Here is a 13,121-nt window from a genome sequence, read left to right as displayed (position 1 = left end):
TGCGCGTCGTGACTTCAGACGCGACGGGACGCGCGCGGGGCGCGAGGCGTGCGGCCCGTGGGACCGCGCCGGGGAGGGCGCCCGGTCAGGCGCGCGGCGGACCGCGACGGGCGATGTCCGCCCGGCCGGGGTCGGCGGCGGCGACGACCTCGACGCCGGGAACGCGCCCGGCGGAGTCGGCGGAAGGAGCTTCGGTGACGGCCGGGCCGGTGCCGGGACCGGTGGTCCGCAGCGCGGCGGCCGGGGCGTCGCCCGCCGTCAGTTCGGCGGAACGCGCGGCGCCGGTCGTGACCGTCTGCCGCGTCGCGGCGTGCTCGATCGCCGCGACGTGCTCGGTGGCGACGGCGTGCGAGGCGGTGGCGGCGTGCGGGGCCGCGTCGGCGTGGGCGGGCGCGGCGGCGATGCCCTGGAGACCGACGATCAGCACCAGGCCGGCCACGGCCGTGCGGGCGATCCGGCGCAGCGTCGCCGTCCAGGTGGACGGGGCGAACGCTACGGGCAGCACCGTTTCAACCTATCGGTCGGCGCAGGATCTCGCAGCTCAAGGATCTTGCGGTTTACGTGAGCCACCCCACGGGTCGGTGTGGACGGAGGCCCACGCAGGGCCCGACGCGAGACGGCGCGGCGCCCCAGCCGGGGTGCCGCGCCGTCTCGTGTGCGCCGGGGTCAGTTGCCGCCGAGCACCGGCGGCGGGGCGGCGTCTCCGTCGCCCCAGACCATCTCGTCCTCGGTGAGCCAGGTCAGCCGGCCGTCGGACTCGTCGTCGCCGTGGCCACCGCGCCCGCCCAGCACACCGCCGCGGCCGGCCATCGCGGGCCGCCCGGTGGCGCCGCCGGTGCGCTCGGCGGACTTGCTCCCGCCGTCGACCACGAGGCCACGACCGGAGGTGAGCCGGCCCGTGCCGGCCGCCGAGCGGGTGTCCGCGCCGGGCATGCCGCCGAGGCGGGCCGCCGACGCCGAGTTGGCGCCGGTGCCCGCGAGCGAGCCGGTGCTCAGCACGCCGGGGGCGCCGTAGAGGCTGCCACCGCCTCCGCCGGCACTCATCGTCGTCGGGCCGGAGCCGCCGGGACCGAAGCCCGGGCCGCCCCCGATCGTCGGACCGCCGGCGGTGCTGGTCAGCGGGGCGGCGCCGGCGAGCGAGGTGCCGGTCGGGTCGACGGTGCCGCCGGCCGGCACCGAACCCGGAGCACCGGCGCCCGGCTGGCCGCCCGGGGTGCCCGCACCCGGCGTGCCCTCGCCCGGCGTGCCGGCGGTCGGGGCCGTGTGGTGCACGCCGGACGTGGTGGCGGTGGCGCTCGCGCCCGGGCCGAAGCTGCCCAGGCTCGGGCCGGACGACGGCGTCTTCACCGACGGGCCGTTCTGCAGCGTCGGGTCACCGTTGCCGGTGTGGCCGGGCAGTTCGGTCTCCGGCGGGTCCGGTACGACGATCCGGCCGTACGCCGAGAAGTCGTAGCCCTCGGCGAGCTTCGCCACGACCTGCACCATCCGCTGGTGCGCCTTCTCCTGCTCGGCCTTGTCCTGCTGGTGGCCGACGATCCCGCCGATCACCGCGCCCGGGGCGCCGCCGATCAGGAAGCCCTTGCCGGCACCGGAGAGCAGCTTGTCGTTGTCGTCGGTCTTCTCCGGGCTCTCCGCCTTGGACTGGGCGGCCCGTAGCTCGCTGGACATCATGTCGAGGCCCTGTCGGATACCCGTCATGCCCTCGGCGAGGTTGCCGGAGTAGCGGACGACCATGTCCAGCCGGCGGTGGAACTCCCGTGCGGCGTCGCCGGTCCAGGTCTTCGCCAGCGCCTCCAGGTCGGCGGTCAGGTCGCGGCCGAGATCGTCGAGCGTGCCCTTCAGGGAGGTCCACTGGGCGCTGAGCGCCTCGATCTGCTTCGGGTCGCCGGCGTTGACGCCCTGGTAGAGCTCCTCGTGACTGACGTGTTCGTAGCGACGGGTGTACTCAGACACGCGGGTCCTCCTTCGGCTGCTTCATCGCCTCGTTCAGCCCGGAGAGGGCGGCGGCGATGTCGGCCGCGGCGGCGGCGTTGCGGGCCTCGGCGGTCTTGTAGTTCGTCATGATCTTCTGGGTCGCCTCGCGGGCGGCCAGGATCGCCCGGCGCAGCCGGTCGACGTGGTTGACGTAGCTCTGGTGGGTCTCGGAGTAGCGACGTGCGTTGTCGGTCGCGTCGGTGAACGTGCCGAGGGCCGGCGGGCGGCACTGCATCTGGGTGTTGAGCTTGCGCAACACCGACTCCGCCTCGTGCAGGCGACGCTCGAGCCGCTGGTGAAAGTCCTCCAAGGACAGTACGTCTACTGTCGTGCGCCCCGTCATGGCTGCATCCCCGTAGTCATCGTCGATACCCGTTCGCCGTACTCAGGTTAGTCGAAGCGAGCCACCCCGGGCGACCCGTGACGGAGATCCTCCACTTCGGATCGGCCGGGACCCGCTCAACCGCCCTGGACCTGCGCCGCCGCGCCACCGGCAGTGGGTGTCGCGGTGACCCCCGTGGGCGCCGACGCATCGAAGTAGGTCATCGCATCCTCGCGGGACAGCGTCGGGCCGGTCGGCACCAGCGCCAGCAGCGAGGCGGGTACGGCGAGCGGCGTCACGTCGCCGTACCCGAGCGCGCTCTTCGCGTCACCCCCGGCGGTGCCGAGCGGATGGCGGATGCCCTGGGCGGTGATCAGGTAGACGGTCGAACCGGCCGCCGCCTTGCCGCTCTCCCCGGCCGTGGCCTGCACCAGCACGCCCTTGCCGCCCGGTAGCAGCACGCTCTCGGCGGTGCGTACCGCGTCCCGGGCGCCCTGCCGCGTCGGCATCGCGGTCGCCGAGGTCAGCTCGGCCGGCGGGGAGTCGAAGACCTCAAGCGTGGTGGTCGGCGGCTGACCGGCCGGGCCCTGCCGGTAGGTGGCGCAGAGCACCGTCCGCCCCGGGCGGACCTCGTGCAACGTCGGCAGCCGGGCCGGCAGGCCGTCCGCGTCCAGGCGCTGGTCGGTGAGGAGCCGGCCCGCCTCGTCCGGAGTGATCTGCGTCACCTCGCCGCCGCCGCCGAGCAGCAGCAGCGCGGTGACCTCGCGGACGGTCGCCAGGCCCTGCCGGGTGAGCACGTAGTACTGGCCGGCGGCCTGGTAGACCTGCCCGATCCGGGCCGGCCGGTCGGCCACCGTGAGCCCGCTCGCGCTGCCGTCACCGGCGATCGTCGGCTTGCGCAGCACCGGCCCGACCGGCACCGCGTTCAGCAGTTGCTGCCCGACGGTCAGGTTCGTCGCGCCGGCCATCTTCAACGCCACCAGCGCCTGCTCGTCACCGGCGACCCGCAGCCGGGAACCGCCGGTGAGCAGGTAGCGGGCGTCGCTGGTCCGCACCACCACGGCCCGGTCGGTCAGTGGGGTGCCGCCGGGCAGCGCGCGGTCGATCACCAGGTGCGTGGTGGAGCGCTGCGGGTCGTTCGGATCCGGCACGTCGCACACCGACCAGGGGAGCCCGACCAGCGACTTGCGATCGGGCAGGTCGTCCGGGGCGCCCACGATGCCGACCAGCCGCCCGCGTGGACGGTCCTTGATCGACGCCTGGGACATGGTGCGCGGCTGTGCCGCGGCGTCGTTGACGATCAGCCGCGCCGAGGCGTAGTTGAGCGTCGGGCGCAGCACCCTGTCCTCGCCGAAGTAGTACGTCGCGCCGGTCTCCCGCTCGATCACCAGCGTGTTCGGCTCCAGCGGCGCGGAGTTGCTGGTGAGCTGCCCGTACGCGCCCACGCCGCCGAGCACCACGGCGGCCGCGATGACGCTGCCGAACACCGCCATGCCGAGGCGGCGCATCGGCAGGTCGTTCGTCTCCGGATCACCGGAGAGCAGCGCCGAGACGATGCGGCGGGTGACGAAGCGGTACGCCTGCACCTGATCGCGGCGGGTCCGCATGACTAACCTCCGGCGGGGGTGGGTCCACGGCGACAGGTCCGAACAGCGCCGCGGGCTTCCCTACGATAAGGGGCCGTCGGGGGTGCGCCGGACCCCGTCCGCCGCCCGAACGACCGCACCCGCCCGGCGGATGCCCAGGATGTCCAGAAGGGACGCACACCGATGACGCAGCTCCAGGCGCCACCCGGTCGTACCGCCACCGCTCCCGCCGTGCCGCCGGACCGGCCGGTCACCCCCGCCGACAAGCGCCGCCGGGGCCGGCTCGGCCCGGTCGTGGTCGGGCAGCTCGTGGTGGTGGAGTGCGCGGCGCTCGCGGTCTGGTTCGCCACCGCCGGACCGGCGTGGCTGCTCGGGGTGGTCGCCGTCCTGGCGCTGCTGGCGGTGGTCGCGGCGTTCGCGCGCCGGGGCGGCCGCTGGTGGTACGAGGATCTGATGCTCCGCCGCCGGCTGCGCCGGCGCCGCGACCGGGCCCGGGGCGCGGCGCCCGGTGGTGACCCGAGGCTGGCCGCGCTGGCCCCGGAGCTGACCGTGGTGGAGCTGACCGAGCGCGGCACCCGCCTCGGCATCGGGCAGGACGACCGGGGCTGGTTCGCCGCGCTGGCGCTGACCGGCCGTCCCGGCGCGCCCGCCGGCTCGATCGAGGCGGCGGTGGTGGACCGCGCACTCGCGGTGCTCGCCGACTTCTCCGGCCCGGTCACCCAGACCCAGGTCGTCTCGCACACCCTGGTCTGGTACCCGGCGCCCGGCGCGCCGCCGTCGGCGTACCGGACCGTGTGGGTGGCGCTGCGCCTGTCCGTGTCCGACGCGCGGGCCGAGGCGGTGAGCCGGGGCGGCGGCGTGCGCGGCGTGCACCGCACGGTGGCGGCCGGGGTGGGCCGGCTCGGCAAGGCGCTCAACGCCGCCGGCCTCGCCCACCGGGTGCTCGACCGCAACGAGCTGCACGCCGCGGTGGTGTCCGGAGCCGGGCTCGACCTGGCACCGGAGTCCCCGGTGGAGACGTGGACCAGCCTGCGCGGGGGCGGCTGGACGCAGCGCTGCCTGGCCCTGCGGGTACGCCCCAACGGCTCGCTCGGCGCGCTGGTGGACGCGGTCACCGCCACCTCCGCGCCCTCGCACACGGTCGCCGCGGTGGTGCTCCCCGGCGGCCGGCGGGTGCCGCCGCTGCTGCGGGTGGCAGCCATGGACGGGCACGCCGAGGCGCTGGTGAAGGCGGTCCGGGAGATGGCGCGGCGCGCGGGCGTGCCGGCCCGCCCGCTCGACGGCCAGCACGGCCCCGGCGTCTACGCCACCGCGCCGGTCGGCACCGCGATGGGGACCGTCACGGTCGAAGGTTGACGATCCAGCCGTACGCGCCGCACACCCAGACGGCCAGCGGCACCAGCGCGATGATCAGCAGGATCTCGACGATGTCCAGGGTCCGGCCCCAGACCGGGGAGATCCGCTTGCCGGCCACGGTCAGGCCGTAGACCAGGCTGATCACGGCCAGCACGGCCAGGCCGCCCAGGATCAGCCCGAGGCGTACCGCCAGCGAGCCGGCCGCGAACGTCGCGGCGGCGACCAGCCCCAGGCCGACGGTGCCGGACAGCAGCACCGGCGTGCGCTGGGCGCGGCTGAGGAACGGTCGTGCCCGCAGCAGCGACAGCAGCGCCAGCACCAGGCAGAGCAGGACCGCCGGGAGCCGGCCGTTCCCGGCCAGCACCACCTCGCCGCCGAGCACCAGCAGCGAGACCGTCCAGAGCAGACCGGTGAGGAACGCGTCGGCGCGCTCGCTGTTGCGCAGCACCGACGGCCCGTCCACCGACTCGGTGTCGGTCTTGAGGTCGTCCGGGCCGGTGGGGATGGACGGCACCGGCAGCCGGGCCAGGCGGTAGGCGAGCATCGGCAGCGCGGGCAGCGCGCCGAACGCGACAGTCGCGACCACCGCCGCCGACGCCGCCGCGCCGATGCCGAAGGCCAGGCTGAGCACCGCGCCGAGGCCGACCGCCACGCCCACGCCCACCGCGCCGAGGAACAGCGGCAGGCGGTCGCCGACGGCGAGCGCGGCGACCGCGCCGAAGACCACCACTGCGGTGCCGGCGAGCAGGACGTGCGGACTGGCCAGCTCGCCGAGCGTCCGGTCCCCGGCGAGCACCAGCAGGCCGCCGACGCCCGCGTACCCGATCCCCACCAGGGCCAGCACCGCGCCGGTGCGGCTGTCGCCCGCGGCGCGGGACAGCACCGCGGCGCCGACCAGCAGCGCCACCGCGACCACGAACGCGGCTGCCGCGCCGGGTAGCTGCGGCGGACCGGTGAGCAGCGTCGCCACCGCGCCCGCGGCGAGCGCCGAGGCGGCCAGCAGGACCGCGAACGTCCGCGTGGTGCCGACCTGCCAGGCGCCCGCCCGCTGGGTGGTGGAGGTGGCGACCGCGTCCACCACGTCGTCGAAGACGATCTCGGGGGCGGTCGCGGCACGCGGGTTGAAGTAGAGCACCTCGCCGTCGCGGACGCCGAGCTGCGCGGCGGTCCGGCCGCCGTCGAGCGGCTGACCGCCGAGCCGGGACAGGGCCCAGCCGCCGTGCCGCACGCCCTCGTCGGCCAGGTCCTCGCCCGCGTACCGCAGCAGCGTGGGGAGCAGGTCGGCGAGCGGCACGTCGGACGGCAGCGCCAGATCCATCCTGGTACGCGGCGCCACGATGGTGATCCGGCTCAGCCCACCGGTCGCCGTCTTCGTCGCCACAGTGGCCTCCTCGTGCTCGCATACGATCCGCTGGGCCGTCGGCGTCGCCCACACGGGTCCACGACGCCACCGGGAGATTACCTACGATGGCGGTCGCACAGGTTGCCCACCCGACGCTCACCGGCGGTGGCAGACCACGATCAGGGCCGCTTCTGGGGAGGGGAGAGCCGTGAGTACGGTGGTGTTCCGCCGACTTCCGCGTCAACCGGGGCCCGCGCTGCCGCGCGGCGAGGTGCTGCTGGAATCCCCGCCCGAGCTGCCGGAGCCGCAGGCCAAGGGCATGGGCCAGGTGCTGATGATCCTGCCGATGCTCTGCGGCGTCGGCGCGATGGCGTTCCTCTACGCCGGCCGGGGCGGCGGCATGATGACGTACGTCGCCGGTGGCCTGTTCGGCGTGTCCATGCTGGGCATGGCGATCGGCACGCTCGGCAACGGCGGCAAGGACAAGGCCGAGCTGAACGCCCAGCGGCGCGACTACATGCGTTATCTCGCGCAGATGCGCAAGCGCACCCGGCGCGCGGCCGAGCAGCAGCGCGCGGCGATGACCTGGCGGCACCCGGAGCCGGACGCGCTCTGGTCGATCGCCGCCTCGCGCCGGCTCTGGGAGCGGCGGATCACCGAGGACGACTTCGGCGAGGTGCGGATCGCGCTCGGCCCGCAGCGGCTGGCCGTGGAGATCGTGCCGCCGGAGACCAAGCCGGTGGAGGACCTGGAACCGATGAGCGCGATCGCCCTGCGCCGGTTCGTCCGGGCCCACTCCAGCGTGCCGGACCTGCCGACCGCGCTGTCGCTGCGCGCGTTCAGCCGGATCGCGTTGCGCGGCGACCGGGAGCCGGTGCTCGACCTGACCCGGGCCGCGCTGGGCCAGCTGGTCACGTTCCACGCCCCGGAGGACCTCCTGGTGGTCGTGGTGGCCGCGCCGGACCGGCAGGCGGCCTGGGACTGGGTGAAGTGGCTGCCGCACGCCCAGCACCCGGGGCGTACGGACGCGGCGGGCGCGCGCCGGATGGTGTTCGCCGCGCTGGACGAGGCGGAGACCGCACTGGCCCAGGACCTGGGCGGGCGGCCCCGGTTCGCGCCGGAGGCGAAGCCGCTGACCACCGCGCCGCACGTGGTGGTGGTGCTCGACGGCGGCGAGGTCTCGGCGACGTGTGCGCTGACCGGGCCGGGCCTGCTCGGCACGACCGTGTTCGACCTGTCCGGCGCGGTCCCGCGCGACGCCGGGCGCTGGCTGCTCTGCCTGGACACCGGGGACGGCACCGGGCTCGACCTGGTCCGCGGCACCGCCACCTCGCGGCTCGGCCGGCCGGACCGGCTGTCCCTGAGCGCGGCCGAGGGGCTGGCCCGGCAGATCGCCCCGTTCCGGCTCTCCCAGCAGCAGGGTGCCAGCACCGAGGAGCCGCTGGCCCGCAGCATGGAGCTGCCCGACCTGCTCGGCGTCGGCGACGCCGCCACCGTGGACACCCGGCAGACCTGGCGTCCGCGCAGCCACCGCGACCGGCTGCGCATCCCGCTCGGCCTGGGACCGGACGGCAACGTGGTGGAGCTGGACTTCAAGGAGTCCGCGCACGAGGGCATGGGCCCGCACGGCCTGGTGATCGGCGCGACCGGTTCCGGCAAGAGCGAGCTGCTGCGTACGGTCGTCGCGGCGCTCGCGGTGACGCACTCGTCGGAGGAGCTGAACTTCGTCCTCGTCGACTTCAAGGGCGGCGCCACCTTCGCCTCGCTGGACGCGTTGCCGCACACCAGCGCGGTGATCACCAACCTCTCCGACGAGCTGCCGCTGGTCGACCGCATGCGGGACGCGCTGGCCGGTGAGATGAACCGCCGGCAGGAGGTGCTGCGGGCGGCGGGCAACTACGTCTCCCGGTACGACTACGAGAAGGCGCGGGCCGCGGGTGAGCCGTTGGAGCCGATGCCCAGCCTGCTGATCATCTGTGACGAGTTCTCCGAGCTGCTGGCCGCCAAGCCGGACTTCATCGACCTGTTCGTGATGATCGGCCGGCTCGGCCGGTCGCTCGGCGTGCACCTGCTGCTCGCCTCGCAGCGGCTGGAGGAGGGCAAGCTGCGCGGCCTGGACACGCACCTGTCGTACCGGATCGGTCTGCGCACGTTCTCGGCGGTGGAGAGCCGGATCGTGCTTGGCGTGCCGGACGCGTACGAGCTGCCCAGCGCGCCCGGCCACGGCTACCTGAAGACCGACACGGCGACCATGCTGCGGTTCCGCGCCGCGTACGTGTCCGGCCCGTACCGGGCGCCGGGGCAGGTGCAGCGCTCCACCCGGGCGCAGGTGCAGCGCCGGATCGTCCCGTACGGCATCGACTACGTGCCGGTGCCGGTCCAGCCGAGCCCCGCCGAGGCCGCCCCGGAGCCGGAGCAGAGCGGCGACGGCAAGGCCGTGGCGATGCTCGACGTGCTGATCGACCAGCTCAAGGGCCGGGGACGGCCGGCGCACCAGGTGTGGCTGCCGCCGCTGGCCGAGCCGTCCGGGCTGGCCGAGCTGCTGCCGAAGCTGAGCGTGCATCCGACGTACGGCCTGACCACCGCCGACTGGCCGGGCCGCGGCCGGCTCGCGGTGCCGGTCGGCATCGTGGACCGCCCGTACGAGCAGCGTCGTGACCCGATGATGGTGGACCTGGCCGGGGCCGGCGGCAACGTGGTGATCGTCGGGGCGTCGCTGAGCGGCAAGAGCACCATGCTGCGTTCGATGCTGGCCTCGCTGGCGCTCACCCACACGCCGCGCGAGGTGCAGTTCTTCTGCCTGGACTTCGGCGGCGGCGCGCTGCGCAGCCTGGACGGGCTGCCGCACACCTCGGGTGTCGCGGGCCGGCGGGACGTCGAGGCGGTCCGGCGGACGGTGGCCGAGGTGGTCGCCGTGATCGACGAGCGGGAGAACCGGTTCACCCAGCACGGCATCGACTCGGTGGCGAGCTACCGGCGCCGCCGGGCGGCGGGTGAGTTCGCCGACGACCCGTTCGGTGACGTCTTCCTCGTGGTGGACGGCTGGAACACGCTGCGCCAGGAGTACGAGGAGCTGGAGCAGACGATCACGAACCTGGCGAACCGGGGCCTCGGCTTCGGCGTCCACGTGGTGATCACGGCGGTGCGCTGGGCGGAGATCCGGATCAACATGCGGGATCTGCTCGGCACCAAGCTGGAGCTGCGGCTGGGTGACCCGTCGGAGTCGGAGATCGACCGGCGGGCCGCGCAGAACGTGCCGGTGGGCGCGCCCGGTCGCGGCCTGACGCGGGACAAGCTGCACTTCCTGACCGCGATCTCGCGGATCGACGGCAAGCGCGACATCGAGGACCTGACCGAGGCGTCGGTGGCGCTCGCCGGTCACGTCGCGGCGAACTGGCCGGGGCAGCCGGCGCCGAAGGTCCGGCTGCTGCCGCGCAAGCTGGCGGTCACCGAGCTGGCGAAGGTGGTCGACCGGTCCGCACCGGGCATTCCGATCGGCGTGAACGAGTCGGCGCTGGCCCCGGTCTACCTGGACCTGGCCGGCGAGCCGCACCTGACCGTGTTCGGCGACGCCGAGTGCGGCAAGACCAACCTGCTGCGGCTGATCGCCCGGGGGATCGCCGAGCGGTACACCCCGGCCCAGGCGCGGCTGGTCATCGCCGACTACCGGCGTGGTCTGCTGGGCGCGGTCGAGGGGGATCACCTGCTCGACTACGCGCCGTCGAACCAGGTGTTCAGCCAGGGGCTCGGCTCGATCCGCAGCGCGTTGCAGAACCGGCTGCCCGGCCCGGACGTGACCACCGCTCAGCTGCGCGACCGGAGCTGGTGGAAGGGCCCGGACCTGTACATCCTGGTGGACGACTACGACCTGGTCGCCTCCGGTGGCAGCAACCCGCTGAGCGCGCTGCACGAGCTGCTGCCGCAGGCGCGGGACATCGGCCTGCACCTGATCATCACGCGGCGGGTCGGCGGTGTGGCCCGGGCGCTGTACGAGCCGGTGCTGCAACGCCTGCGCGAGCTGGACTCGCCGGGCCTGCTGATGTCCGGCAGCCGGGAGGAGGGCGCGGTCTTCGGCAACCTGCGGCCGACTCCGCAGCCGCCGGGCCGGGGCACGCTCGTCCGTCGCCGCGACGGCCAGCAGCTGATCCAGACCGCGTGGACGGAACCGGCCTGACGGGACGGACGCCGGGCCGCCGGTCCGGTAGCGTCGGCCCGATCGATCGTCGCGAGTGGAGAGGGGCGCGTCCGTGAGCAGCCCGTCGGGTTTCGGTGCGGCCATGGAGGGCCTGCTGCGGCAGGCGCAGGAACAGCAGCGCCGGCTGGCCGATCTCCAGCGGCAGCGCGCCGAGCTGCGGGTCGCCGGGGAGAGCCCGGACGGGCTGGTGCGGGTGACGGTGGACGGCGACATGAAGGTCGGCGACATCGAGCTGAACGCGCGGGCGATGCGGCTGGACAGCTTCTCGCTGGCCGAGGCGATGCAGGCGGCGATCGACGCGGCCTACGCGGCCTTCGAGGAGCGGCAGCGCGAGATGCTGAGCGAGATGCTCGGCGACTCCGAGATGGTCCGCCGGGCGCAGGACGGCACGCTGACCCCGGAGGACTGGTTCCGCCAGTTCGGGGTGGACCTGTCCGACCCGACCCGCAATCTGCGGCGCTGAGCGAGAGGAAGGCCGAGGATGCCGAACACGGTCGACGTCGACGCGATCCGGAAGGCGGGCCAGCGGCTCGACGCCCCGGACGGCCCGATCCAGTACCTCCGCAACGTCGAGACGTTGCTGGCCGAGGTCAAGCTGCCCGGGGGCGCGCTGAGCTGGTTCGGCACCGGCGCGGTGGAGCGGCACAACGCGGCGGTGGACGGGCACCTGGACAACGTCCGGACGGGCGTGGAGCATCTGCGCAGGGCGGCCGCGCAGCTCGAACAGAGCGCGAAGAACTGGGAGAAGTCGGATCAGCCCTGGGTGGTCAAGTGACCGGCCGGGTCCGTCACGGGAGGGGCGCCTGATGCCACCGGAGATCCTCATCGCCAACGCGTCCGGGACGGTGACCGGCTCGGTGTCGGTCGCGCAGACCACGGCGCCGGTCCGGTCGGCGGCGGCCATCGCCAAGGGCAACCTGGTCTGGATCGCCGCCTCGGCGGCGCTGATCGGCACGATCCTCTACCTGGAGTCGTTCGACAACCAGGAGGTCAACGAGTCGATCAAGAAGTGGGACGAGGCGGCCCGCCTGCTCGGCGCGGACCAGTTCGGCGCGGCCATGGCGGCGGTCCCGCCGGACGCGGCGGAGTGGGACTTCGACGACCGGGACGCGTTCGACCTGTTCCTGCGCAAGCTCGGGGCGGAGATCAACTCGCTGGCCGAGGCGTTCGCCGCCAACCGGGACACGCTCACCGCCGCCCGGGACGCGTACAACGACGCGGTCTCCGGCCTGGCCCAGGCGCTCATGCCGATCCTGGTGGCGGTGATCGCCTCGATCGCGCTCCAGTTCTTCCCCGCGACCACCGCGCTGGCCCAGGCCATCGGCATCGCCGGCCTGGCCGCCACCGCCGCCATCCTGGTCCTGGTCTTCGGCGAGATCAGCGCGTTGTTGCACGCGCTGCTGGCCGCCTTCCACACCGACAACCGGTTCACGTTCACCGCCGACTCCCGGCCCGGTTGGGCGCCGACCGGTTCCGACCCGGACATCAAGGACATCAAGATCGACTGGGTGCGGGACTCGAAGTTCTACGGCTGACGGGAGCGACCCGTGGACACCCTGCTCTTCTCGCTGCTGCTGTACGTCCTGCTGACGATCCCGGTCTTCGTGGTGTTGATGTTGTTCGCCGGGCTGACCCGGTCGGCGCGGCTGCGGCGGGCCGCCGAGGTGGTGTCGCTGAGCACCTGTGCGGCGCTGCTGGTGCTGGCGTTCCAGCGCGCGTTCGAGAAACCGGTGCTGTGGGTCGTGGTGGTGCTGCTGGTCGCGGTGCTGGCCTTCGGGGTGTCGACGATCGTCAAATCGTCACGCGAACGGTCCTGACCTCGGGTTCGACCGTCCAACCCGTACGGAGGGTGCGAGCGGCCGTCTGTCGACAGTGGGATGTCGGAATACGACGATGGCCCAGCAGGGCTGCGCGGGTTGGACATCGTCCGCTACGGTTCGGATGAAGTGTCCGTCGGTGGGGTGTGTACGCCTTGCCGCGGGGGAGGGCGCGGCGGAACCGCCGCCACAAGATGACGGAAGGGTGTGAAGCATGGCGTTCGAGGTCAGTGCAGCGACTCTGCACACCGCCGCGAGTGACGTGCGGTCCACGCGCAGCGACGTCGACGGCGAGCTCAAGAAGCTGTGGAACGTGGTCGACGACCTGGCGATGGCCTGGAAGGGCCAGGCGTCCACGGGCTTCCAGAGCCTGATGACTCGCTGGAACGAGGACACGAACAAGCTGCTGACCGCGATGGACAACATCGCGGACCTGCTCGACAAGTCGGGCACCACGCACCAGGTCAACGACGAAGAGCAGCAGCAGATGCTGGACAAGTTCCACGCTGCTCTCAACCCGTGATCCGCG

The 13,121-nt window shown here is 73.9% G+C and carries 12 protein-coding genes; 7 read left to right on the top strand and 5 right to left on the bottom strand.

Features of this window, described 5'->3' with window-relative positions; genetic code table 11:
* Positions 1–85: 85 nt before the first annotated feature.
* The 4 genes from Q3W68_RS05680 to eccB form a co-directional block, all read right to left on the bottom strand.
* A complete protein-coding gene (locus Q3W68_RS05680) occupies positions 86–505 on the bottom strand; it encodes a hypothetical protein (RefSeq protein ID WP_302904414.1) in 420 nt (139 codons plus the stop codon).
* Between the two features lie 161 nt (positions 506–666).
* Entirely contained in the window at positions 667–1,953 is a 1,287-nt protein-coding gene (locus Q3W68_RS05675; RefSeq protein WP_302904413.1) for a WXG100 family type VII secretion target, read from the bottom strand.
* Positions 1,946–2,317, bottom strand: a complete 372-nt coding sequence (locus tag Q3W68_RS05670; protein ID WP_174533452.1) for a hypothetical protein — start codon at positions 2,315–2,317, stop codon at positions 1,946–1,948. Before Q3W68_RS05670 ends, Q3W68_RS05675 begins: the two co-directional genes overlap by 8 nt.
* 116 nt (positions 2,318–2,433) lie before the next feature.
* Positions 2,434–3,903: a type VII secretion protein EccB gene (gene eccB, locus Q3W68_RS05665; protein ID WP_302904412.1), complete on the bottom strand. Its 1,470-nt coding sequence runs from the start codon at positions 3,901–3,903 to the stop codon at positions 2,434–2,436.
* A 162-nt stretch (positions 3,904–4,065) separates the two neighbouring features.
* Here eccB and Q3W68_RS05660 point away from each other — a divergent pair, with 162 nt between their 5' ends.
* Entirely contained in the window at positions 4,066–5,238 is a 1,173-nt protein-coding gene (locus tag Q3W68_RS05660) for a type VII secretion protein EccE (protein WP_302904410.1), read from the top strand.
* On the opposite strand, the gene eccD is transcribed toward Q3W68_RS05660, so the two are convergent.
* The gene (gene eccD / locus Q3W68_RS05655; RefSeq protein WP_302904409.1) at positions 5,222–6,619 is read right to left on the bottom strand and encodes a type VII secretion integral membrane protein EccD; all 1,398 of its coding nucleotides are present in this window, start codon (positions 6,617–6,619) and stop codon (positions 5,222–5,224) included. The two genes, Q3W68_RS05660 and eccD, sit on opposite strands and share 17 nt — an antisense overlap.
* A 169-nt stretch (positions 6,620–6,788) precedes the next feature.
* Here eccD and eccCa point away from each other — a divergent pair, with 169 nt between their 5' ends.
* The 6 genes from eccCa (at position 6,789) to Q3W68_RS05625 (ending at position 13,115) form a co-directional block, all read left to right on the top strand.
* On the top strand, positions 6,789–10,754 hold the full coding sequence (gene eccCa / locus Q3W68_RS05650; RefSeq protein WP_302904408.1) for a type VII secretion protein EccCa: 3,966 nt from the start codon (positions 6,789–6,791) through the stop codon (positions 10,752–10,754).
* Positions 10,755–10,827: 73 nt separating this feature from the next.
* Positions 10,828–11,238: a YbaB/EbfC family nucleoid-associated protein gene (locus Q3W68_RS05645; protein WP_302904407.1), complete on the top strand. Its 411-nt coding sequence runs from the start codon at positions 10,828–10,830 to the stop codon at positions 11,236–11,238.
* An 18-nt stretch (positions 11,239–11,256) separates the two neighbouring features.
* On the top strand, positions 11,257–11,550 hold the full coding sequence (locus Q3W68_RS05640; protein WP_194798849.1) for a hypothetical protein: 294 nt from the start codon (positions 11,257–11,259) through the stop codon (positions 11,548–11,550).
* A 31-nt stretch (positions 11,551–11,581) separates the two neighbouring features.
* On the top strand, positions 11,582–12,310 hold the full coding sequence (locus Q3W68_RS05635; protein WP_302904405.1) for a hypothetical protein: 729 nt from the start codon (positions 11,582–11,584) through the stop codon (positions 12,308–12,310).
* A gap of 12 nt (positions 12,311–12,322) precedes the next feature.
* The gene (locus Q3W68_RS05630) at positions 12,323–12,592 is read left to right on the top strand and encodes a hypothetical protein (RefSeq protein ID WP_302904404.1); all 270 of its coding nucleotides are present in this window, start codon (positions 12,323–12,325) and stop codon (positions 12,590–12,592) included.
* A gap of 214 nt (positions 12,593–12,806) precedes the next feature.
* Entirely contained in the window at positions 12,807–13,115 is a 309-nt protein-coding gene (locus Q3W68_RS05625; RefSeq protein WP_073839146.1) for a WXG100 family type VII secretion target, read from the top strand.
* The last annotated feature ends 6 nt before the right edge of the window (positions 13,116–13,121 follow it).

The sequence above is a fragment of the Micromonospora sp. C28ISP2-4 genome, assembly GCF_030519385.1.
In the GTDB taxonomy this organism is placed as follows: Bacteria; Actinomycetota; Actinomycetes; order Mycobacteriales; family Micromonosporaceae; genus Micromonospora; species Micromonospora tulbaghiae.
Note: the sequence above shows the minus strand (reverse complement) of the source record. Positions and strands in the feature narration are given on the sequence as shown.

What these genes read in the sequence shown, in the direction of transcription:
- Q3W68_RS05670 (WP_174533452.1), bottom strand. Translation starts at nt 2,317, where the DNA reads ATGACGGGGCGCACGACAGTAGACGTACTGTCCTTGGAGGACTTTCAC.
- eccB (WP_302904412.1), bottom strand. Translation starts at nt 3,903, where the DNA reads ATGCGGACCCGCCGCGATCAGGTGCAGGCGTACCGCTTCGTCACCCGC.
- Q3W68_RS05660 (WP_302904410.1), top strand. Translation starts at nt 4,066, where the DNA reads ATGACGCAGCTCCAGGCGCCACCCGGTCGTACCGCCACCGCTCCCGCC.
- Q3W68_RS05640 (WP_194798849.1), top strand. Translation starts at nt 11,257, where the DNA reads ATGCCGAACACGGTCGACGTCGACGCGATCCGGAAGGCGGGCCAGCGG.
- Q3W68_RS05635 (WP_302904405.1), top strand. Translation starts at nt 11,582, where the DNA reads ATGCCACCGGAGATCCTCATCGCCAACGCGTCCGGGACGGTGACCGGC.
- Q3W68_RS05625 (WP_073839146.1), top strand. Translation starts at nt 12,807, where the DNA reads ATGGCGTTCGAGGTCAGTGCAGCGACTCTGCACACCGCCGCGAGTGAC.